The 21,241-nt window shown below is 77.3% G+C and carries 19 protein-coding genes and 1 riboswitch; of the genes, 11 read left to right on the top strand and 8 right to left on the bottom strand.

Annotated elements, in window-relative coordinates; genetic code table 11:
• The first annotated feature begins 26 nt into the window (after positions 1-26).
• Positions 27-1,628 carry a precorrin-2 C(20)-methyltransferase gene (locus ASF47_RS09040; RefSeq protein WP_056863707.1) on the top strand — a complete coding sequence of 534 codons (1,602 nt, stop codon included), beginning with the start codon at positions 27-29 and terminating at the stop codon, positions 1,626-1,628.
• A gap of 6 nt (positions 1,629-1,634) precedes the next feature.
• Here the strand turns inward: ASF47_RS09040 and cobM are convergent, their stop codons facing one another.
• Both cobM and cbiE read right to left on the bottom strand, forming a co-directional pair.
• Positions 1,635-2,405 carry a precorrin-4 C(11)-methyltransferase gene (cobM, locus tag ASF47_RS09035; RefSeq protein ID WP_056864544.1) on the bottom strand — a complete coding sequence of 257 codons (771 nt, stop codon included), beginning with the start codon at positions 2,403-2,405 and terminating at the stop codon, positions 1,635-1,637.
• Positions 2,402-3,733, bottom strand: a complete 1,332-nt coding sequence (gene cbiE / locus ASF47_RS09030; RefSeq protein ID WP_235558696.1) for a precorrin-6y C5,15-methyltransferase (decarboxylating) subunit CbiE — start codon at positions 3,731-3,733, stop codon at positions 2,402-2,404. Before cbiE ends, cobM begins: the two co-directional genes overlap by 4 nt.
• A 27-nt stretch (positions 3,734-3,760) precedes the next feature.
• Positions 3,761-3,906, top strand: a riboswitch (cobalamin riboswitch).
• Between the two features lie 23 nt (positions 3,907-3,929).
• On the opposite strand from cbiE, the gene ASF47_RS09025 reads away from it, so the two are divergent.
• Genes ASF47_RS09025 through ASF47_RS09005 form a run of 5 tightly spaced genes read left to right on the top strand, consistent with a single transcriptional unit; the run spans position 3,930 to position 9,654 of the window.
• Entirely contained in the window at positions 3,930-5,954 is a 2,025-nt protein-coding gene (locus tag ASF47_RS09025) for a magnesium chelatase subunit D family protein (RefSeq protein ID WP_056863706.1), read from the top strand.
• A complete protein-coding gene (gene cobO, locus ASF47_RS09020; RefSeq protein ID WP_056863705.1) occupies positions 5,954-6,571 on the top strand; it encodes a cob(I)yrinic acid a,c-diamide adenosyltransferase in 618 nt (205 codons plus the stop codon). Before ASF47_RS09025 ends, cobO begins: the two co-directional genes overlap by 1 nt.
• Positions 6,568-7,935 (top strand): cobyrinate a,c-diamide synthase, encoded by a 1,368-nt coding sequence (locus tag ASF47_RS21885; protein ID WP_235558695.1) that lies wholly within the window; start codon positions 6,568-6,570, stop codon positions 7,933-7,935. The genes cobO and ASF47_RS21885 overlap by 4 nt, the downstream gene beginning before the upstream one ends.
• Positions 7,928-8,974: an Rv2231c family pyridoxal phosphate-dependent protein CobC gene (cobC, locus tag ASF47_RS21880; RefSeq protein WP_056863704.1), complete on the top strand. Its 1,047-nt coding sequence runs from the start codon at positions 7,928-7,930 to the stop codon at positions 8,972-8,974. Before ASF47_RS21885 ends, cobC begins: the two co-directional genes overlap by 8 nt.
• On the top strand, positions 8,971-9,654 hold the full coding sequence (locus tag ASF47_RS09005; RefSeq protein WP_056863703.1) for a hypothetical protein: 684 nt from the start codon (positions 8,971-8,973) through the stop codon (positions 9,652-9,654). The genes cobC and ASF47_RS09005 overlap by 4 nt, the downstream gene beginning before the upstream one ends.
• A 15-nt stretch (positions 9,655-9,669) precedes the next feature.
• On the opposite strand, the gene ASF47_RS09000 is transcribed toward ASF47_RS09005, so the two are convergent.
• Positions 9,670-9,891, bottom strand: coding sequence for a hypothetical protein (locus ASF47_RS09000; protein ID WP_056863702.1), 222 nt, complete (start codon positions 9,889-9,891; stop codon positions 9,670-9,672).
• 235 nt (positions 9,892-10,126) lie between these two features.
• Between ASF47_RS09000 and ASF47_RS08995 the strand changes: the two genes are divergently transcribed.
• From ASF47_RS08995 to ASF47_RS08980, 4 genes are all read left to right on the top strand, one after another.
• On the top strand, positions 10,127-10,375 hold the full coding sequence (locus tag ASF47_RS08995) for a CbtB domain-containing protein (protein WP_056863701.1): 249 nt from the start codon (positions 10,127-10,129) through the stop codon (positions 10,373-10,375).
• Positions 10,376-10,468: 93 nt separating this feature from the next.
• Entirely contained in the window at positions 10,469-11,269 is an 801-nt protein-coding gene (locus tag ASF47_RS08990; protein ID WP_235558694.1) for a CbtA family protein, read from the top strand.
• Positions 11,266-12,339, top strand: coding sequence for a nicotinate-nucleotide--dimethylbenzimidazole phosphoribosyltransferase (cobT, locus tag ASF47_RS08985; protein ID WP_082500175.1), 1,074 nt, complete (start codon positions 11,266-11,268; stop codon positions 12,337-12,339). The genes ASF47_RS08990 and cobT overlap by 4 nt, the downstream gene beginning before the upstream one ends.
• Entirely contained in the window at positions 12,332-13,087 is a 756-nt protein-coding gene (locus ASF47_RS08980; protein WP_156697836.1) for an adenosylcobinamide-GDP ribazoletransferase, read from the top strand. The genes cobT and ASF47_RS08980 overlap by 8 nt, the downstream gene beginning before the upstream one ends.
• Before the next feature lie 5 nt (positions 13,088-13,092).
• Here ASF47_RS08980 and ASF47_RS08975 read toward each other — a convergent pair whose 3' ends face one another.
• A complete protein-coding gene (locus ASF47_RS08975) occupies positions 13,093-13,617 on the bottom strand; it encodes a bifunctional adenosylcobinamide kinase/adenosylcobinamide-phosphate guanylyltransferase (RefSeq protein ID WP_056864539.1) in 525 nt (174 codons plus the stop codon).
• Between the two features lie 14 nt (positions 13,618-13,631).
• On the opposite strand from ASF47_RS08975, the gene ASF47_RS08970 reads away from it, so the two are divergent.
• Positions 13,632-14,567, top strand: coding sequence for a cobalamin biosynthesis protein (locus ASF47_RS08970; RefSeq protein ID WP_056863699.1), 936 nt, complete (start codon positions 13,632-13,634; stop codon positions 14,565-14,567).
• Here ASF47_RS08970 and ASF47_RS08965 read toward each other — a convergent pair.
• Genes ASF47_RS08965 through cobN form a run of 4 tightly spaced genes read right to left on the bottom strand, consistent with a single transcriptional unit; the run spans position 14,518 to position 21,135 of the window.
• Positions 14,518-15,243, bottom strand: coding sequence for a cobalt-precorrin-6A reductase (locus ASF47_RS08965; protein ID WP_056863698.1), 726 nt, complete (start codon positions 15,241-15,243; stop codon positions 14,518-14,520). The two genes, ASF47_RS08970 and ASF47_RS08965, sit on opposite strands and share 50 nt — an antisense overlap.
• Complete coding sequence (locus ASF47_RS08960; protein ID WP_056863697.1) at positions 15,240-16,706, bottom strand: cobyric acid synthase; 1,467 nt, start codon at positions 16,704-16,706, stop codon at positions 15,240-15,242. The genes ASF47_RS08965 and ASF47_RS08960 overlap by 4 nt, the downstream gene beginning before the upstream one ends.
• Complete coding sequence (gene cobF, locus ASF47_RS08955) at positions 16,703-17,515, bottom strand: precorrin-6A synthase (deacetylating) (protein ID WP_056863696.1); 813 nt, start codon at positions 17,513-17,515, stop codon at positions 16,703-16,705. Before cobF ends, ASF47_RS08960 begins: the two co-directional genes overlap by 4 nt.
• Positions 17,512-21,135, bottom strand: a complete 3,624-nt coding sequence (gene cobN / locus ASF47_RS08950) for a cobaltochelatase subunit CobN (RefSeq protein ID WP_056863695.1) — start codon at positions 21,133-21,135, stop codon at positions 17,512-17,514. The genes cobF and cobN overlap by 4 nt, the downstream gene beginning before the upstream one ends.
• Positions 21,136-21,241 lie beyond the last annotated feature (106 nt).

The following is a 21,241-nucleotide window of genomic DNA, read 5'->3' as shown; positions in this document are numbered from 1 at the left end:
CAGTGACCAGCCCAGTGACCAGCCCAGTGACCAGCCCAGCGACCAGCCCAGCGACCAGCCCAGCGACCAGCCCAGCGACCGGCCGCTTCCACGGTGTCGGCGTCGGGCCCGGCGACCCCGAGCTGCTCACGGTGAAGGCCGCGCGCCTCATCGGCGACGCCGACGTCGTGGCCTACCACGCCGGGCCCGGCAAGGAGTCGAACGCACGGCGTACGGCGGCGGGCCTGCTGCGGCCCGGCGTCGTCGAGGAGGCGCTGGTCTACCCCGTGACCACCGGCGCCACCGAGCACCCGGGCGGCTACACCGGCGCGCTCGCGGTGTTCTACGAGGAGTCGGCGCAGCGCCTGGCCGCCCACCTCGAGGCCGGTCGCGACGTCGTGCTGCTCTCCGAGGGCGACCCGCTGTTCTACGGGTCCTACATGTACATGCACGACCGGCTGGCCGAGCGCTTCGAGACCGAGGTCGTGCCGGGGGTGCCCGCCTTCGCCGCGGCCGCCGCGGCGGTGGCCTCGCCGCTGGTGCGCCAGACCGACGTGCTCACGGTGCTGCCCGGCACGCTGCCCGAGCCCGAGCTCGCGCGTCGCCTGGCCGACACCGACGGCGCGATCATCATGAAGCTGGGCCGCACCTTCCCCGCCGTGCGCCGCGCGCTGGCGGCGGCCGGGCGCCTGGAGCACGCGGTCTACGTCGAGCGCGCCTCGATGCCCGCGCAGCGCTGGCTGCCGGTGGCCGACGTCGATCCCGCGACGGTGCCGTACTTCTCGCTGGTCGTCGTGGCCGGCGACAGCCGCCACGGACGCCGCACCCGCGACACCGAGCTGCCGGACGTGCCGGCCGCAGCGCGGGTCCCGGCGGCCACCGAGGCCGCGGAGCTGCTGGTGGTGGGGCTGGGGCCCGGGCCCGACCGGTGGCTGACCGCCGAGGTGAGCGCGGCGCTGGCCGAGGTCGACCACGTGGTGGGCTACGCGCCGTACGTCGACCGCGTGCCGCAGCGCGCCGGGCTGACCCGCCACGCGTCGGGCAACAGCGTCGAGATCGACCGGGCCCGCCTGGCCCTCGAGCTGGCCGCGCGCGGCGAGCGGGTCGCGGTGGTCTCCGGCGGCGACGCCGGGGTCTTCGGCATGGCCACCGCGGTGCACGAGGCCGCGGAGGCCGCGGGCGCCGAGGGGCGCGAGGACCTGGCCGGTGTGCCGGTGCGGGTGCTGCCCGGGGTCAGCGCCGTGCAGGCCGTGGCCGCGCGGGCGGGAGCGCCGATCGGCGGCGACTTCGCGGTGATGAGCCTGTCGGACCGGCTCAAGCCCTGGGCCGTGGTGGAGCGGCGGCTGCGCGCCGTGGCCGAGGCCGACCTGGTGCTCGCGGTCTACAACCCCGCGTCACGCTCGCGCACCGAGCAGGTGGTGCGGGCCCAGAAGACGCTGCTGGAGGTGCTGCCCGCCGACACCGTGGTCGTCGTGGGGCGCGACGTGGGCCGCGCCGAGGAGTCGCTGCACGTCACGACCCTGGCCGACCTCGACGCCGCCTCGATCGACATGAAGTGCCTGCTGATCGTGGGCTGCGCCCAGACCCGGGTCACCCCGTCGGGTCGGGTGTGGACCTCCCGCTCGGTGCCGGACCGGGCCGAGGGCTGAGTCGGCTCAGGAGCGGGGTCGGGTGACGGAGTAGAGCCACGACTCCCCCGAGGCGTCGGTGTCGCGGGCCAGGGCGCGGCCGACGAGGATGACCGCGGCCTGGCGCAGCCCGGCCGCCTCCACCTGCTCGGCGATGTCGGCGACGGTGCCGCGCAGGACGAGCTCGCCGGGCTGGCTGGCCCGGAAGACGACGGCCACGGGGCAGTCGGCGCCGTAGTGGCCGGCGAGCTCGGCCATGGTCTCGCGCGTGCGGGTGACGGCCAGGTGCAGCGCCAGGGTGGCGCCGGTGGCGGCGTAGGCGGCCAGCGACTCCCCCTCCGGCATCGCGGTGGAGCGGGCCTGCACGCGGGTGAGCACGACCGACTGCGCCACGAGCGGCACGGTGAGCTCGCGGCCGACCAGGGCCGCCGCGGCGGCGTAGGAGGGCACGCCGGGGGTGACGTCCCAGGTGACGCCGGCGGCGTCGAGCCGGCGGGTCTGCTCGGCGAGGGCGGAGTAGAGCGACGGGTCGCCGCTGGTGAGCCGCACGACCTGCGCCCCCGCCTCGTGGGCGGCGCGCATCACCTCGACCATCGCGTCGAGGTCGAGGCCTTGGGTGTCGACCAGGCGGGCCTGCGGGCGGCAGTGGCCGAGCACCTCGGCGTCGAGGTAGGTGCCGGGGTAGAGCACCACGTCGGCCTCGGCCAGCATGCGCGCCGCGCGCAGGGTCAGCAGGTCGGCGGCGCCGGGGCCGGCCCCGACGAAGCGGACGGTCGTCGGCGGGGTCTCGGGGCTCACGGGGTGCTCCAGTCGGGGTCGCCCGGCCAGCGGGTCGGGTGGTCGGGCGGGGCGGTCCAGGCCCACTGGGTGACGGCGCGGGCGGGGGTCCAGCCGGTGAAGGTGCCGATCGGGGCGGCGGTCTCGACGCCGTGGCGGGTCAGCTCGCCGCCGTGCGCGGCGTAGGCGGCGGCGAGCAGCTGCTCGGTCTCGAGCGTGACGCCGTGCACCACGAGCCGGCCGCCGGGTCGCAGCGCGGCGCGGCAGTGCTCGAGCAGGCCCGGCGCGGTGGCGCCGCCGCCGACGAAGACGGCGTGCGGGCTGGGCTGCCGCTCCAGCACCGCGGGCGCCCGGCCCTCGCGCACCTGCAGGTGGGGCACGCCGAGACGGCGGGCGTTGCGCCGCACCCGCTCGGCACGCCCGGGGTCGGCCTCGAAGGCCCAGGCCTGGAGCGAGGGGTGGGCGCGCAGCCACTCGATGCCGATCGAGCCGGCGCCGGCGCCGACGTCCCAGAGCACCTCGTGGGGCCGGGGGGCCAGACGGGACAGGGCGCTCGCGCGCAGGTCGCGCTTGGTCAGCTGGCCGTCGTGCTCGAAGGCGTCGTCGGGCAGTCCGGTGGTCCACGAGCCCGTCGGCGTCACGTCGCCGCCGGTGGGGCGCACCTCGAGGGCGAGCACGTGCAGGGCGGGCACGTCGGCGGCGGCGACGTCGGCCCAGCCGCCGGCGGTGGCCTCCAGGCGCGACTCGTGGGCCGCGCCGAGGTCGCCGAGCACGGTGAGGGCGCTCGCGGCGTACCCCTCCTCGAGGAGCAGGGCCGCCACGGTCGCGGGGGTGCCGGCGTCGGAGGTCAGCAGGAGCAGGCGTACACCGGGCGCGAGGTGGCGGCGCAGCCGGTCGGTGTCGCGCCCGACCAGGGTGAGCGCCTCGCACTCCTCGGCGGACCACTGCATCCGGGCCCGGGCCAGCGCCAGCGAGGACACCGCCGGGTGCACGACGAGCCGCTCGCGCGGCACCAGGGCGCGCAGGGTGGAGGCGATGCCGGAGACGGTGGGGTCGCCGGAGGCGAGCACCACGACCTCGTCGTCGGCGTGGGCGGCCAGGGTGCGGAGCAGGGAGTCGCCGAAGGGCCGGCCCCACGGCCGGCGGCGCTGGCCCTCGACGACGGGCAGGAGGGCCAGCTGCCGGGCGCTGCCGAGCACCACGGACGCCTCGCCCACCAGCGCGCGGGAGGCCTCGGCGAGCGAGGACCAGCCGTCGGCGCCGATGCCGACGATGTCGACGCGCCGCGGTGCCGCTCCCCGCTCGGAGGCGTGCGGGGGGCCGTCGAGGGGGGACAGGTCGGGGGGCACGCTGCGTGACGCTATCGTGACCGCCACAGCTCCGAGGTGCCCCGAGGTCGCGAGACCGACGGGAGAATCTGGGAAGCCGGTGAGAGTCCGGCACAGGCCCGCTGCGGTGACCCGGGCGATGCGCGAGCGTCGACCCGGGAAGTCCGAAGACCGGCCTCGGGGTTCCTTTCCGATGGCGGACGAGCGGGAGCCTCTCATGCCACAGCACTACCCCTTCTCTGCCGTCGTCGGCTCCGCCGACATGTCGCTCGCGCTCGTGCTGAGCGCGATCTCGCCCGAGATCGGCGGCGTCCTCGTGCGCGGCGAGAAGGGCACGGCCAAGTCCACGATCGTGCGCGGTCTCGTCGGCGTGCTGCCGCCGATCGAGGTGGTCGCGGGCGACGCCTTCTCCACCGACCCCGCCGAGCGGCCCGACGCCCCGACCGAGCAGCGGCCGGTAAGGCTCGTCGAGCTGCCGGTCGGCGCCACCGAGGACCGCGTGCTCGGCTCGCTGCACCTGGAGAAGGCCCTCGCGCACGGCGCCGCGGAGTACGAGCCGGGCCTGCTCGCCCGCGCCCACCGCGGCATCCTCTACGTCGACGAGGTCAACCTGCTCCACGACCACCTCGTCGACGTGCTGCTCGACGCCGCCGCCACGGGCCGCGCCACCGTGGAGCGCGACGGGGTCTCGGTGACCCACGCCGCCCGTTTCGTGCTCGTGGGCACCATGAACCCCGAGGAGGGCGAGCTGCGCCCGCAGCTGCTCGACCGCTTCGGGCTCACCGTGGAGGTGGCCGCCCCCCGCGACCCGGCGCTGCGCGTCGAGGTCGTGCGACGCCGGATGGCCCACGACGCCGACCCCGAGGCCTTCGCGCGGCGGTGGGCCGCCGCCGAGTCCGACCTCACCCGCCGCGTCGCGGCCGCCCAGGCCCTGCTGCCCGACGTCGTGCTCGACGACGACGTGCTGCTCAAGGTCGCCGAGCTCTGCGCGGCCTTCGAGGTCGACGGCCTGCGCGCCGACCTCGTCACCGCCCGCACCGCGGTGGCCCACGCCGCCTGGCACGGCCGGACCCGCGTCACCGTCGAGGACGTGCGCGCCGCCGCCCGGCTCGCCCTCCCCCACCGCCGTCGCCGCAACCCCTTCGACGCCCCCGGCCTCGACGAGGACCTCCTCGACGACGTGCTCGGCCCCGAGCCCGACGAGGGGCCTGAGGACGACCCCGACGGGCCGGGTGAGGGACCCGAGGACGGGCCGGACCGAGGACCGGGCGAGCAGCCCGGGCAGCCCGAGCAGCCTGGGCAGCCCGAGTCGGCGCCCGGGGACGACGACGCCCCCGGCCGCCCCGACCCGACCGCGGAGGCGACCGAGGAGCCGACCCCGCAGCCGACCCCGCAGCCGACCCCGTCCCCCGCGGGGGCGGGCACGACGGTGGCGGCGGGCGCGACGTACCGGGCGCGGCTGTTCACGGTGCGCGGCGCCGGCCGCGGGGAGAGCGGACGCCGCAGCCGCGCCGAGACCGACACCGGGCGCCGTGTCGGCGCGCGGCCGGGCCGCACCGGCGCGATCCACCTCGCCGAGACGGTGCGCGCGGCCGTGCCCCACCAGGCGCTGCGCGGGCGCGCGCCGGGCGCCGGCGGACGGCTGCTGCTCGACGCCGACGACCTGCGCGTGGCGGTGCGGGAGGGCCAGGAGTCCAACCTCGTGCTCTTCTGCGTCGACGCCTCCGGCTCCATGGCCGCGCGGCGCCGCATGGAGCAGGTCAAGGCCGCGATCCTCAGCCTGCTGCTCGACGCCTACCGGCGCCGCGACAAGGTCGGGCTGGTCACCTTCCGCGGGGCCGGCGCCGAGCTGACCCTGCCGCCCACCCGCTCGGTCGACGTGGCCGCCGCCCGGCTCGAGGTGCTGCCCGGCGGCGGACGCACCCCGCTCGCCGAGGGCCTCGAGGAGGCCGCCCGGACCCTGGCCACCGAGCGGCTGCGCGACCCGCGCCGCCGCTCCCTGCTCGTCGTGGTGACCGACGGCCGCGCCACCGCCGGGGCCGACGCCGTCGCCCGCTCCCGCCACGCCGCCGCCGCGCTCGCCGCCGCCGGCCAGGCCGCCCTGGTCGTCGACTGCGAGAGCGGGCCGATGCGCCTGGGCCTCGGGGGCGTCCTGGCCGCCCACCTGGGCGCCGAGCACGTGCCGCTGGCCGAGGTCAGCGCCGGCGCCCTCGCCGCCACCGTGCGCGAGCGGGTCGCCTGATGGCGCCGAAGGGGCAGCCGCTGGCCGTGCCCGACGACGGCCTGACCACGGCCCAGCGGCGCACCCAGCCGCTGCTGATGGTGCACACCGGCGACGGCAAGGGGAAGTCGACCGCGGCCTTCGGGCTCGCGATCCGGGCCTGGAACCAGGGCTGGGACGTCGGGGTCTTCCAGTTCGTGAAGTCGGCCAAGTGGCGCATCGGGGAGCAGACCGTGCTCGAGCGCCTCGGCGAGCTGCACGACCAGACCGGCGAGGGCGGTCCGGTGGAGTGGCACAAGATGGGCGCCGGCTGGTCGTGGTCGCGCAAGGAGGGCTCGGAGGCCGACCACGCCGCCGAGGCCGCCGAGGGCTGGGCCGAGGTCAAGCGGCGCCTGGCCGAGGAGCGCCACGACCTCTACGTGCTCGACGAGTTCACCTACCCCATGGAGTGGGGCTGGGTCGACGTCGACGACGTCGTCACCACCCTGCGCGAGCGGCCCGGTCGGCAGTACGTCGTGCTCACCGGCCGCCGCGCCCACCCGGCGCTGGTCGAGGCCGCCGACCTGGTCACCGAGATGACCAAGGTCAAGCACCAGATGGACCGCGGCCAGAAGGGCCAGAGGGGGATCGAGTGGTGACCCGGCTCCCGCGCGTCGTGGTCGCCGCCCCCTCCACCGGCCAGGGCAAGACCACGGTCTCCACCGGGCTGATGGCCGCACTGCGCCGCGCCGGTCACGTCGTCAGCGGCCACAAGGTCGGCCCCGACTACATCGACCCCGGCTACCACGCCCTCGCCTGCGGCCGACCGGGCCGCAACCTCGACCCGCACCTGGTCGGCGAGGACCTCGTCGTGCCGCTGCTGCTGCACGGCGCCCGCACGCCGGAGCCGGCCGACGTCGCCGTCGTCGAGGGCGTCATGGGCCTCTACGACGGCCGGGTCGGCACCCGCGGCTTCTCCTCCACCGCCCACGTCGCCGCCCTCACCCGCACCCCGGTCGTGCTCGTCGTCGATATCTCGCGCTCCTCGCGCTCCATCGGCGCCGTCGTGCACGGTATGGCCACCTGGGACCCCACCGTCACCGTGGCCGGTGTCGTGCTCAACCAGGCCGGCTCCCCGCGCCACGCCGCCGAGGTGCGCTCCAGCATCGACCTGCCCGTGCTCGGCACCATCCCCCGCGACGCCGGCGTCTCCGCGCCCTCGCGCCACCTCGGCCTCGTGCCCGCCGACGAGCGCGCCCTCTCGGCGGAGTCGCTGGACCACCTCGCGGACCACGTCGCCGCCCACGTCGACCTCGAGGCCGTCCTCGCCCTCGCCGCCACCGCGCCCGACCTCGCCGAGGACCCGTGGGCGCCGGAGGCCGTCGTACGCCGCCCCGAGGGCGCCGGCCGCCCGGTCGTCGCCGTCGCGGGCGGGCGGGCCTTCACGTTCCGCTACGCCGAGACCGAGGAGCTGCTGCGCGCGGCCGGCTGCGAGGTGGTGGGCTTCGACCCGATGCACGACACCGCGCTGCCCGCCGGCACGGCGGGGGTCTACCTCGGCGGCGGCTTCCCCGAGGTCCACGTCGGGGAGCTGGGCGGCAACGAGGCGCTGCGCGCCGCCCTGCGCGCGGCCGTGCTCGACGGCGTGCCGACGGTGGCGGAGTGCGCGGGGCTGCTCTACCTCTGCGACACCCTCGACGGGGCGCCGATGGTGGGGGCGCTGCCGGCCACCGCGCAGATGACGCCGCGGCTCACCATGCGCTACCCCGTGGCGACCGCGGTCGGCGACAGCCTGCTCACCCGGCGCGGGGAGCAGGTCACCGGCCACGAGTTCCACCGCACCCACGTCGAGCCGGTGAGGGGCGAGACCGCCACCTGGGAGGTCGACGGCGAGGCGGTCGGCTTCGGCACCGCCAGCCTGCACGCCTCCTACCTGCACACCCACTGGGCCGGTCACCCCCACCTCGCCCAGCGCTTCGCCGACGCGGTGCACGCCCGGGCCCGTGACCTGTCCCGTGACTGAGGCCGGCCCGCCCGTCGACCCGCTGCGCCACCACGGCGACGCCGAGGTGCGCGGCAGCGGGCTGCTCGACCTGGCCGTCAACGTCCACGACGGCCCCCGCCCGGCGTGGCTCGACTCCGCGCTTCACGCCGCCGTGGACGCCTCGGGCCACTATCCCAGCCCCACCGCGGCGGAGGCCGCGCTGGCCCGGCGCCACGACCGGCCGGCCGAGGAGGTGCTGGCCACCGCCGGCGCGGCCGAGGCCTTCTCCCTCGTCGCGCGGTGGCGCGCGTGGCGCCGCCCGGTGGTGGTGCACCCGCAGTTCACCGAGCCCCACGCGGCGCTGGAGCAGGCCGGTCACGACGTCACGCCGGTGCTGCTGCCGGAGCCCTTCGTGCTCGACCCGGCCGCGGTGCCCGACGACGCCGACCTCGTGGTGCTGGGCAACCCGACCAACCCCACCGGGGTCCTCCACCCGGCCGAGGCCGTGCGGGCGCTGCTGCGCCCGGGGCGGGTGGTGCTGGTCGACGAGGCCTTCATGGACGCCGTGCCCGGCGAGACCGCGTCGGTGGCCGGGCTGCGCGCCCCGGGCCTGGTGGTCGTGCGCAGCCTCACCAAGCACTGGGGCATCCCCGGCGTGCGCGCGGGCTACCTGCTGGCCTCGCGCCGCTCGGTCGCCGCCCTGCGCCGCGGGCAGGTGCCCTGGTCGGTCTCCACCACCGCCGCCGCCGCGATGACCGCCTGCTCCACCCCCGCCGCGGTCGCCGAGGGCGCCCGGCGCGCCCGCGAGGTCGTCGCCCACCGCGAGCACCTCGAGCGCGGCCTGGCCGACCTCCACGTCGACCACGTGACCTCCGCGGCCTCCTTCGTGCTCGTGCGCGCCGGCCGCGGCGCCCACGAGCGGCTGCGCGAGCGCGGGATCGCCGTACGCCGGGCCGACACCTTCCCCGGCCTCGACGACGCCTGGGTCCGGGTCGCGGTGCGCTCGCCCGCGGTCAGCGACCGGCTGCTCGCCACGCTCGCCACGCTCACCACGCCACCCACGGCGGTGCCGCGGTGATCGACTTCCACCGCCGCCGCGACTGCCCCCACCCCGCCGCGGCCCCCGAGCCCGTCACCCGGCTGCGACGCCGGGACGGGGAGCCCTACCCCCACGTCAGCCAGTACGCCACGCCCGCCCTCATCCCCCGGCTGGTCGACGGCAGCGCGCGGGCCGAGGACGACCCCGCCTGGGCCACCACGGGCGCCTGCTGCCCGGCCGGCTACGCGTTCTGGGCCCACCGCATGTGCGGCGTCGCGGCCCTGGCCGGGCTCGTGGAGCACCGCCGCGGCGAGCGGCTCGAGCTCGTGCCGACCGCCGAGGACCTGCTCGACGTCGGCGGCTACGTCCTCACCCCCGAGCGCGTCCACGGCCTGGTCTACGCACCCCTCGTCGAGCTGCTGCGCACCCGGTGGGGCATCGGGGCGCGGGTGGCCGTCGACCTCCCGGCCGCCGACCTGGCCCGCGAGGTCGCCGCCGGCGCGCTCGCGATCGCCTCCGTGCACCCGGCGGTCCGCCTCGCCCCCGAGCCGCCGCCGGCGCGCGGCGGGCACCTCGTGACGCTGTGGGCGGCCGACGACGACGAGGTGCGGCTCACCAACCCCTCGGGCCTGCCCGGCCACAGCCAGCACGCCCGGCTGCCGGTCGAGGTGCTCGCGCGCTACTACGCCGGGCGCGCCGTCGTGGTCGAGCCGGCCTGACCCGCCTCCGGGTCCTCAGCGCTGGCGCGACTGGAGCACGTGCAGGCGCCACCCGACGCCGACACCGAGCAGCCCCATCACGCCGGTGCCGATCGGCACGGCGTCGATCGGGCCGACCACGGCCAGGAGCACGGCGAGCACCAGCAGCACGACGCCCATGCCCGCGACCAGCCAGGCCGTGGGGTCGCGGCGTGCGGTGCTGCGAGGAGTGCTGCGGGAGCGGTCGCGGGGGTCCACGCCACCACGCTAGCGACCGCCCCGGAGCCCGGGACGGGACGGCCCCCGCGCGGGGCCCCGATGGCCTAGGGTGAGCCCGCGGGCACGAGGAAGCCGGTGGGAATCCGGCACAGTCGCGCTACTGTGACAGCTCCTCCGCGGTCGACCACGGTCGGTCCGGGCGAGCTGGAGTCAGACCCGAGTGTCCGTCATCCATCCGCTTCGTCAGGGACGCACGCATCCCTCAGGAGGACACATGTCGCAGTCGTCTGCACCCACCGCTCCCCTTTCCCCGGGCCTCTCCCCGGGCCTCTCCCCGGCCGTCGAGGTCCCCGCGATCCCGCTCGGCCGGCTCGCCCCCTGGGCCCTCTTCTCCGGGCTGCTGTGCAGCCTCGTGCTGTTCTTCGTCAGCACCGACCAGGGCGCGGTCTCGCTGCTCTCCGGCACCGCGCTGCACGAGCTCGTCCACGACGGCCGCCACCTGCTGGGCTACCCCTGCCACTGAGCCCGTCCGGGCCTGCTCGCCACCACCCCTCACCTCCTCGGTGCCGGGGCCCGCTGAGGTGCGCCCCGGCGCCGGCACCCGAACGGAACCCTCATGTCCCCAGCAACCACCCCAGCCGCCACCCGGATGACCCCGCGCGCCTTCCTGGTCAGCGGCCTGCTCGTCGGCCTGCTCGCGGGCTGCGCCGCCTTCCTCGTCGCCACCTGGGCCGGTGAGCCCGCGGTGGAGGCCGCCATCGCCCGCGAGGGCGGCCACGACCACGCCGCCGGCACGCCGGAGCACACCCACGACCCGGCCGAGGAGGAGGTCGTCTCGCGCAGCACCCAGCGCACCTGGGGCCTGCTCACCGGCTCGGTCGCCGTCGGCGTGGCCCTCGGCGGGCTGCTCGCCCTGGGCGCGGCCGCCGCGGTGGGCCGCCTCGGCCCGTTGCGACCGGGGCCGACCGCGGCGCTCGTGGCCGGCGTCGGCTTCGTGTCGGTGGCCCTCGTGCCGTTCCTGAAGTACCCCGCGCTCCCGCCCGGCGTGGGCAGCGCGGAGACCATCGGCTCGCGCACCGCGCTCTACTTCACCTTCGTCGCCGTCTCGGTGGCCGCCGCCGTGGTCGCCGTGCTGGTGGCCCGTCGCCTGCTCGCGACCCAGGGCGGGTACGCCGCCGTGCTCGTCGGCACCGCCCTCTACCTGCTGGTCGTCGTGGGCGTGGCCGTCCTGCTTCCGGGCCCGGCCTCCGCGGGCGACGTGCCGGCCGACCTGCTGTGGAGCTTCCGCCGCGGGTCGCTGCTCACGCTGCTCGCCCTGTGGGGCGTGCTCGTCCTCGGCCTGGCCGCTGCCGTCGACCGGCTGGGCCGCCAGGAGGGCGCCCTGCGGGCCCGCCGCGAGCTGGCGGCCAGCCTGTGACCGGCCCGACCGACCCGACCGGCCCGACCGGCCCCGCCGCGCCCTCGGCCGCCGCGCACGCGGCCGCGGCCGAGCGGCTGGCCGGCCTGGCCACGCCGGCGGGTGCGCTCGGGCGCCTGGGCGAGCTCGGCGTGTGGCTGGCCGCGGCGCAGGACAGCGTGCCGCCGCGGCCGCTCGAGCGGGTGCGGCTGGTCGTGCTGGCCGGCGACCACGGGGTCGCCGGCCACGGGGTGTCGGCGTACCCGCCCGCGATCACCGGGGCCATGGTCCGCACCTTCCTCGCCGGGCGCGCGGGGGTCTCGGCGCTGGCCGCCGCCCACGGCGTGCACGTGCGGGTGCTCGACCTCGGTGTCGACGACGACCTCGACGGCCTCGCGCCCGAGGTGCACGCCGCGCTCACCGCCCACAAGGTGCGCCGCGGCAGCGGGGCGCTCCACCTCGAGGACGCGCTCACCCCCGAGCAGACCCGCGCCGCCCTCGAGGCCGGGCGCGCCGTGGCCCGCGAGGAGGTCGCGGCCGGGGCCGACCTGCTGCTCACCGGCGACATGGGCATCGGCAACACCACCCCCGCCGCCTGCCTGGTCGCCGCCGGCCTCGGGCTGGGCGCCGACGAGGTCACCGGCCGTGGCACCGGCGTCGACAACGCCGGCCTGGCCCGCAAGCGCGAGGTCGTGGCCCAGGCGCTCGCCCGCGCCGGCGACCGCGTCGCCGACCCCGTCGAGACCCTCACCGCGCTCGGCAGCGCCGACCTCGCCGCCACCGTCGGCCTGCTCACCGAGGCCGCCCGCAGCGGCGTGCCGGTGCTGCTCGACGGGCTGATGTCGGTGGCGTGCGCGCTCACCGCGGAGCGGCTCGCGCCGGGGTCCGCCGCGTGGTTCGTCGCCGGTCACCGCTCCCCCGAGCCGGCCCAGTCGCTGGCGCTGGCCCACCTGGGTCTCGAGCCGCTGCTCGACCTCGGGCTGCGCCTGGGCGAGGGCAGCGGCGCGGTGGCGGCGGTGCCGGTGCTGCGCAGCGCGGTGGCCCTGCTGCGCGACGTCGCACTGCTGTCCGACCTGATGCCCCGTGCGTGACGCCTGGCGCCTGGCCCTCGGCACGCTGACCGCGGTCCCCGTCGCCCCGCCCGGGCACGTCGACCGCGCCACCGCCGCTCGCGCGATGCTGCTGGCGCCCCTGGCCTCGGCGCCGCTCGGGCTGCTGGTGGCCCTCGTCGGCTGGGCCGGTGCCGAGGCCGGTGTCGACCGCCTCGCGGTGGCCGCGGTCGCCGTGGGACTCCTCGCCGCGGGCAGCCGCGCCCTGCACTGGGACGGCCTGTCCGACACCGTCGACGGCCTCACCGCCTCCTACGACCGCGAGCGGTCGCTCGCGGTGATGCGCACGGGCACGTCGGGCCCCGCCGGCGTCGTGGCCACCGTCGTCGTGCTCCTCGCCCAGGTCGCCGGTCTCGCCTCGCTGCTGCGCCTCGACGGCGGCTGGTGGCTGGCCGGCCTCGCCGTCGCGGTCTCGCGCTGCGCCCTGGTGCTGACCTGCCTGCGCGGGGTGCCCGGCGCGCGGGGCGAAGGGCTCGGGTCGGGCTTCACCGGCACCGTGGCGCCGCTCGCCGCGGCGGTGTCGTGGCTCCTCGGCACGGCCGCGCTCGTCGCCGTCGCCGCCGCGGTCGGCCTCGAGGCGTGGCGCGCCCCGGTCGCGGCGCTCGCCGCCGTGGCCGTCGTCGTCCTGCTCGTGCGGCGCACCACCCGGCGCCTCGGCGGGGTCACCGGCGACGTCTTCGGCGCCGCCGTCGAGCTGGCGCTCGCCGCGCTGCTGGTGGCCCTGTCGTGAGCCGCTCAGAGCACGAGCACGCGCCCGGCCACCACCAGGTGCACGGCCTCGCACTCCGCGGCCAGGCGCTGGTTGGCCAGGCCGAGCAGGTCGCGGAAGACCCGGCCCGAGCGGTGCGCGGGCACCACGCCGAGACCGACCTCGTTGGTCACCAGCACCACGTCGCCCGCCGCCCCGGCCAGCGCCGCGGCCGCCTCGTCGAGCCGCGCCCCGACCAGCGCGTGCAGCACCTCGCTCGACTCCTCCCAGGCCTCGGCGTCGTCGAGCAGCCGGGTCAGCCAGGTGCCGAGGCAGTCCACGAGCACCGCGCCGTGCCCGGAGCCGGCCAGCGCCCCGGCGAGGTCGCCGGTCTCCAGCGTGCGCCAGGCCTCCGGCCGTCGCGCCCGGTGGGCGGCCACGCGGGCGGCCCAGTCGGCGTCGTCGAGCACCGGACCGGGCGCGACGTAGGTGACGTCCTCGCGCCCCGCGAGCAGGCCCTCCGCGTGGCGCGACTTGCCCGAGCGCACGCCCCCGGTCACCAGCACCCTCACCACCGGAGCCTCCCATGACGTGCAGCCGGGCGGTGGGGCTGGCCGTCGGCTTCGCCGCCGACCGGGCCCTGGGCGACCCCGCCCGGTGGCACCCGGTGGCCGGCTTCGGCTGCCTCGCGGGCGCCCTGGAGCGGCGGGCGTGGGCCGACGCGCGCCCCCGCGGCGCGGCGTACGTCGTGGTGCTGGTCGGCGCCACGACCGGCGCCGGCGTCGCGGTGGAGCGCGCGACCCGGGAGCGGCCGGTGGCCCACGCGCTGGCCACGGCCGCGGCGACCTGGGTGGTGCTGGGCGGCACGTCGCTGGGTCGCGAGGCCGGGGCGGTCGACGACCTGCTGCGCGCGGGTCGCCTCGACGACGCCCGGCAGCGGCTGACCCACCTCGTGGGCCGCGACACTCGCGTGCTCGACGCCGACGGGGTGGCCCGCGCGGCGGTCGAGTCGGTGGCCGAGAACACCTCCGACGCCGTCGTGGCCCCCCTCCTGCTCGGCGCCCTGGCCGGGGTGCCGGGGCTGCTGGGCTACCGCGCCGCCAACACCCTCGACGCGATGGTCGGTCACCGCACCCCGCGCCACGAGCGCTTCGGCTGGGCGGCGGCGCGCCTCGACGACCTGCTCAACCTGCCCGGCGCGCGGCTGTGCGCGCTGCTGGCGGTGGTGCTCGGCGACGACCCGCGCGCGGCGGTGCGGGCGTGGCGCCGCGACGCGCGCGCCCACCCCAGCCCCAACGCCGGCCCGGTGGAGGCGGCCTTCGCCGGCGCCCTCGGGCTGCGCCTGGGCGGCGAGACCGTCTACCCCACCCGGGTCGAGCAGCGCCCGCTGCTCGGCGACGGCCGCGCGCCCGGCGTTCACGACCTGCCCCGCGCCCGCGCGCTCGCCGCGCGGGTGGGCCTCGGCGCGCTCCTCACGCTCGCACCGCTCGCAGCCAGGCGCACGCGGCCGCGACGTCGCTGACCGTCGCGACCCCGGCCGGCTCCGCCGGGCGGCGTACGACGACCACCGCCAGGCCGCCCGCGGCGGCGGCCTCCAGCTTGGGCCAGGTGTGGACCCCTCCGGAGTCCTTGGTCACCAGGACGTCGGCGCGGTGCTCCTCGACCAGCGCCCGCTCGCCGGCGAGGGTGTAGGGCCCGCGGCTGCGCAGCAGCGTCCACGCCTCGGGCAGGGCGACCTCGGGCTCGTCGACGACCCGGGCGAGCACCGCGTGGGCCTGCAGCGGGCCGGTGAACCGGCCGAGCTCCTGGCGGCCCACGGTGAGGAACGGGCGCCGGCCCAGCCGCGCGGTCAGTGCGGCGGCCTCGTCGTGGCCCTCTACCCAGTGCCAGGCCCCGGCCCCCGGGGCGTCGGACCAGCCGGGCCGGGCCAGCCGCAGCAGCGGCACGTCGACGCCGGCGGCGCTGTGGGAGATCCGCGCGGCGAAGGGGTGCGTGGCGTCGACGACGGCGTCGTAGCCGCGGGCGTGCTCGCGCAGGCCCTCCGGCCCGCCGAAGCCGCCGACGCGCACCTCCCCCACCGGCAGCGCTGGACGGGCGACCCGCCCGGCCAGCGAGGAGACCACCTCGACGCCCTCGGTGACCAGCGCCGCCGCCAGGGCGCGCGCCTCCGCCGTGCCGCCGAGCACCAGCACCCTCACGCGTGGGTCCCCGCCGGCTCCGGCGCCCCGGGCGCCAGCACGGGCAGCCCCGCCGGGGCGCCGCGCGTCGCGAGGTCGAGCAGGGCGTCGACGTCGAGGTGCTCCTCGACGAGGTCGCCGAGCAGGTCGAGGCGCCGCTCGCGGGCGGCCGGGAAGGAGGCGGTGGAGGTGACGCCGAGGGCCTCGCGCAGGTAGGCCGCGCGGTGGGCGTCGTCCTCGAGCCGGCCGTGCACCATCGTGCCGGTCACGGCGCCGGCGACCCGCTCGCCGGTGGTGCGGCCGTGGTGGATCTCGTAGCCCGCCGGCTCGTGGGTGCGCAGCACCTTGTCGGGGCCGAAGACGGTCTCGAGGTCGAGCAGGCCGAGCCCCTCGACCTCGGCGCCGGGGTCCCCCTCCACGCCGTGCGGGTCGGCGATGCGCCGACCGAGCACCTGGCAGCCGCCGCAGATCCCGAGCACCGGGCGCCCGGCCGCGGCGTGGTCGAGCACGGCGCGGTCGAGGCCGCGCTCGCGCAGCCAGGCCAGGTCGGCCAGGGTCGCGCGGGTGCCGGGCAGCACGACCAGGTCGGCGTCGGCCAGGCCCTGCGGGGTGGTCACGAAGCGCACGTCGAGGCCCGGCTCGAGGTCGAGCGCGTCGGCGTCGGTGACGTTGCTTATCCGCGGGAAGCGCACGACCGCGACCACCGCCCGGTCGCCCCCGGAGCGCTCGGAGCGCCCGGAGCCCTCGGAGCGCTCGCGGCGCGCCTCGAGGTCGAGGGCGTCCTCGCCGTCGAGCCACAGGTCGGGGCTCCAGGGCAGCACGCCGAAGGTGCGCCGCCCGGTCGCGGCGGCCAGCTGGTCGAGGCCCGGCGCGAGGAGCGAGACGTCGCCGCGGAACTTGTTGACCACGAAGCCGGCCACCAGGGCCTGGTCGCCCGGCGGGAGCAGGGCGACCGTGCCGAGGAAGGCCGCGAAGACCCCGCCGCGGTCGATGTCGCCCACCACCACCGTGGGCAGGCCGGCGTGGCGCGCGAGGCCCATGTTGACGTAGTCGCCGGCGCGCAGGTTGATCTCCGCGGGGCTGCCCGCGCCCTCGGCGACGACCACGTCGACGCGGCCGGCCAGGTCGTCGTAGGCCGCGTGCGCGGCGGCGGCCAGGTGGCGCCGGCCGTCGACGAAGTCGCGCGCCGAGACCTCGCCGGCCGGGCGGCCCATCACGACCACGTGGCTGCGCCGCTCGGAGCCGGGCTTGAGCAGCACCGGGTTCATGGCCACCTCGGGCTCGGTGCGCGCGGCCAGGGCCTGCACCCACTGCGCCCGCCCCATCTCCAGACCGTCGCGGGTGACCATGGAGTTGTTGGACATGTTCTGCGCCTTGTAGGGCGCCACGCGCAGCCCGCGGCGGGCCAGTGCCCGGCACAGCCCGGTGGTCACCACGCTCTTGCCCGCGTCGGAGGTCGTCCCGGCGACGAGCAGGCCGCTCACGCCGCCGACTCCGGGGCGCGCAGCAGGTAGATGTCCATCACCCAGCCGGCCGCCTCCTTGCAGCGCGCGCGGGCCGCCTCCACCTCGGCCACGACGTCGCGCACCCGACCGGCCACGAGCTCCTCGCTCGGCGTGCCGAGGTTACCGCCCCACCAGATCGACCAGTCGCCCAGGTCGAGCCCGGGCCCGGTGAGGTCGACGACGCGGTTGAGCATGACCACGACGTTGTCCTGGCCCTGCCCGTGCGGCGGGGGCAGCACGGCCTCGGCCAGCCGGCGCCGTGTCGTGACGTGGAGGGCCTGGCCCACCTCGTGCAGCACGAGGCGGTGGCGCGCGGCCAGCAGCTGCACCGAGGAGATCCCCGGCACGACGCTGACCTCCAGCGGCAGCCGGCGGCCCACCCGCTCGAGCACGCGGATCGTGGAGTCGTAGAAGGCGGGGTCGCCCCAGACCAGGAAGCCCGCGTCGCCGTCGTGGCCGCGCAGGGCGTCCTCGTAGGCGCGGGCCCGCGCGTCGTGCCAGGCCTCGACGGCCGCGTCGTACTCCTCCTGCGTGCCGGTGCGCTCCGGGCGCCGCTCGCGCGAGGGGTCCTCGATGCGCACGACGACGGGGGCGGCGTCGAGGTGGCGGTCGAGCAGCCGCTCGCGCGCCACGACCAGCGGGTCGGGCATGCCGCCGCGCTCGGAGGTCAGCGCGGCGGACTTGTCGGAGACCACGAAGTACGCCGACTCCCGCATCGCCCGCACCGCCTCCAGCGTGACCTGGTCGGGGTCGCCCGGCCCCACCCCGATCACCCGGACCCGCTTCACGCCCGGTCCTCGGCCCGGTCCTCGGCCCGGTCCTCGAGGTCGCCCTCCAGGTCGAGGTAGACCTCCTGCATCGCGGCCAGCACCTCGGGGTCGGGCTCGGCCCACAGGCCGCGGTCGCGCGCCTCGTGGAGCTTCTCCACGATGCCGCGCAGCGCCCAGGGGTTGGAGCGGCGCATGAACTCCTGGTTGGTCTCGTCGAGCACGTACTCCTGGGCCAGGGTGTCGTACATCCAGTCGTGCACGACGCCGGTCGTGGCGTCGAAGCCGAAGAGGTAGTCGACGGTGGCGGCCAGCTCGAAGGCGCCCTTGTAGCCGTGGCGCTGCATCGCGGAGATCCAGCGCGGGTTGACCACGCGGGCGCGGAAGACCCGGTTGGTCTCCTCCTGCAGCGTGCGGGTGCGCACGGCGTCGGGCGTGGTGGAGTCGCCGACGTAGGCCTGCGGCGCGGCGCCGGTCAGCGCACGCACGGTGGCGACCATGCCGCCGTGGTACTGGTAGTAGTCGTCGCTGTCGGCGATGTCGTGCTCGCGGGTGTCGATGTTCTTCGCCGCCACCTTGATCCGGCGGTAGTTGGCCCGCATGTCGTCGGCGGCCGCGGCGCCGTCGAGGTCGCGGCCGTAGGCGAAGCCGCCCCAGGCGGTGTAGACCTCGGCCAGGTCGGCGTCGTCGCGCCAGGTGCCCGACTCCACCAGCTGCAGGATGCCGGCGCCGTAGGAGCCCGGCTTGGAGCCGAAGATCCGGGTGGTGGCCCGGCGCTCGTCGCCGTGCTCGGCGAGGTCGGCCTGGGCGTGGGCGCGCACGTAGTTGCTGGCGTGCGGCTCCTCGAGGCCGGCGACGAGGCGCACGGCGTCGTCGAGCATGGCCACGACGTGGGGGAAGGCGTCGCGGAAGAAGCCGGAGATCCGCACCGTGACGTCGATGCGCGGGCGGCCCAGCTCCTCCAGCGGCACGACCGTCAGGTCGTTGACGCGCCGCGAGGCCTCGTCCCACGACGGACGCACGCCGAGCAGGGCCAGGACCTCCGCGACGTCGTCGCCGGAGGTGCGCATCGCGCTGGTGCCCCACACCGAGAGCCCCACCGAGGCGGGGTAGTCGCCGGTGTCGTCGAGGTAGCGCTGCACCAGCGACTCGGCCATGGCCAGCCCGGTCTGCCAGGCCAGCCGCGAGGGCACCGCGCGGGGGTCGACGGTGTAGAAGTTGCGCCCCGTCGGGAGCACGTTGACCAGCCCGCGCAGCGGCGAGCCCGAGGGGCCGGCCGGCACGAAGCCGCCGTCGAGGGCGTGGAGCACCGCGTCGAGCTCGTCGGTGGTGCGGGCCAGGCGCGGCACGACCTGGGTCGCGGCGAAGGCCAGCACCCGCTGCACCTCGGGGTCGTCGTGCAGCCCCGCCGCGGCGGCGGGGTCCCAGCCGGCGGCCTCCATGCCCTGCACGAGCGCGCGGGCCCGCTCCTCGACGCCGTCGATGACCGTGGTCGCCTCCGCGCCCTCCTTGAGGCCCAGCGCCGCGCGCAGCCCCGGCACCGACGCGGTCTCGCCGCCCCAGACCTGGGAGGCGCGCAGGATGGCCAGCACCAGGTTGACCCGGGCCTCGCCGTCGGGCGCCTGGCCCAGCACGTGCAGCCCGTCGCGGATCTGGGCGTCCTTGATCTCGCACAGCCAGCCGTCGACGTGGAGCAGGAAGTCGTCGAACTCCTCGTCGTCGGGGCGCTCGTCGAGCCCGAGGTCGCGGTGCATCTCCGCGGCGTGCATGAGCTGCCAGATCTCCCCGCGCACGGCGGGCAGCTTGGCGGGGTCCATCGCCGCGATGTTGGCGTGCTCGTCGAGCAGCTGCTCGAGGCGGGCGATGTCGCCGTAGGTCTCCGCACGCGCCATCGGCGGGATGAGGTGGTCCACGATCGTGGCGTGGGCACGGCGCTTGGCCTGGGCGCCCTCGCCGGGGTCGTTGACCAGGAAGGGGTAGATCAGCGGCAGGTCGGCGATGGCCTGGTCGGTGGCGCAGCTCGCCGAGAGGGCGGCGTTCTTGCCCGGCAGCCACTCCATCGAGCCGTGCTTGCCCAGGTGCACCACCGCGTGGGCGCCGAAGCCACCGGTCTCCACGTCGCCACCGACCCAGCGGTAGGCCGCGAGGTAGTGGTGCGAGGGCGCCATGTCGGGGTCGTGGTAGATCGCGACGGGGTTCTCCCCGAAGCCGCGCGGGGGCTGGATGAGCAGCACGACGTTGCCGGCCTGGATGGTGGCCAGCACGATCTCGCCGGCGTCGTTGACGAAGAGCTCGCCGGGCGACTCCCCCCAGGTCCCCACGACGTCGTCGCGCAGCGCGGCGGGCAGGTCGGCGGTCCAGCCGTCGTACTGCTGCTTCGTGATCCGCACGTGGGCGTCGGTGAGCTGGGCGTGGGTCAGCCACTCCTCGTCCTGCCCGCCGGCGTCGATGAGGGCGTGGATCAGCGCGTCGCCCGCCTCGGTGTCGTCGTCGAGGTCGAGCCCCGGGACCGCGCCGGCCGGGCCGAGGTCGTAGCCCTCCTCGCGCATGCGCCGCAGCAGCCGCACGGTCGAGACCGGGGTGTCGAGGCCCACGGCGTTGCCGACCCGGCTGTGCTTGGTGGGGTACGCCGAGAGCATCAGCGCCACCCGCCGCTCGGCGGGCGGCACGCGCCGCAGCCGGGCGTGGCCGACCGCGATGCCGGCCACCCGCGCGCAGCGCTCGGCGTCGGCGACGTAGCGGGGCAGCCCGTCGGCGTCGATCTCCTTGAAGGAGAACGGCGCGGTGATGATGCGCCCGTCGAACTCGGGGATCGCGATCTGGGTCGCGGAGTCCATCGGGGTCACCCCGTCGTCGGAGGCCTCCCACTCCGCGCGGCTGCTGGTCAGGCACAGGCCCTGCAGGATCGGGATGTCGAGCGCGGCCATGCGGGCGACGTCCCACGCCTCGTCGTCGCCGCCGGCGCTGGCCGTGGCCGGGGTCGACCCGCCCGCGGCCAGCACGGTCACCACGAGGGCGTCGAGGGTGCCCAGCGCGGCGTAGAGCTCGTCGGGGGCCGAGCGCAGGCTGGAGGAGAAGATCGGCACGCCGACCGCGCGGCCGGTGGCGTCGACGGCGTCGGCCAGGGCGTGCACGAAGGCGGTGTTGCCGCTGGCCTGGTGGGCCCGGTAGTAGAGGATCCCCACCCGCGGCAGGTCGGCGGGCAGGTCGGCGGGCCGCTCGGCCAGGCCCCACTCCGGCAGGGCCGCCGGCGCCTCGAAGCCCTCGCCGGTGAGCAGCACGGTGTCGGAGAGGAAGGCGTGCAGCTGGGCCAGGTTGTCCGGGCCGCCCTCGGCGAGGTAGCGGTGGGCCTGCGCGGCCACCCCGATCGGCACCGACGACTGCTCCATCAGCTCCGCGCTGGGCTGCTGCTCCCCGCCGAGCACGACCACGGGCATGCCGGTGGCGCGGATGCGGGCGAAGCCCGAGCAGAGGTCCTGCGGGGAGCCGAGCACCCGGCCCACGACGAGGTCGCAGCCCTCGATGGTCTCGGCCATCGACTGGTGGCCGGGGCGGGCGGGGTTGGCCCAGACCCAGTCGGCGCCGCTGGCGCGGGCCGAGAGCAGGTCGGTGTCTGAGGTGGAGAGCAGCGCGATGCGCACGAGGGCCTCCTCGGGGTTCTCGCCCCGGTGGTAGTGGCGGAGTCCCGTGGCCAGTATCTGGCTGGGCCGTCGGGGGCGCAGGGCCTCGCGACGGCGTCACAGTGGC

Origin of the sequence: Nocardioides sp. Leaf285, assembly GCF_001422955.1 — a bacterium.
Classification (GTDB): domain Bacteria; phylum Actinomycetota; class Actinomycetes; order Propionibacteriales; family Nocardioidaceae; genus Nocardioides; species Nocardioides kribbensis.
This window is presented reverse-complemented; position numbering and strand designations above follow the sequence as displayed.

Coding starts and splice junctions, on each gene's coding strand:
- ASF47_RS08990 (WP_235558694.1), top strand. CDS start 10,469: ATGTCCCCAGCAACCACCCCAGCCGCCACCCGGATGACCCCGCGCGCC.
- cobO (WP_056863705.1), top strand. CDS start 5,954: ATGGCGCCGAAGGGGCAGCCGCTGGCCGTGCCCGACGACGGCCTGACC.
- ASF47_RS08995 (WP_056863701.1), top strand. CDS start 10,127: ATGTCGCAGTCGTCTGCACCCACCGCTCCCCTTTCCCCGGGCCTCTCC.
- ASF47_RS08970 (WP_056863699.1), top strand. CDS start 13,632: ATGACGTGCAGCCGGGCGGTGGGGCTGGCCGTCGGCTTCGCCGCCGAC.
- ASF47_RS09025 (WP_056863706.1), top strand. CDS start 3,930: ATGCCACAGCACTACCCCTTCTCTGCCGTCGTCGGCTCCGCCGACATG.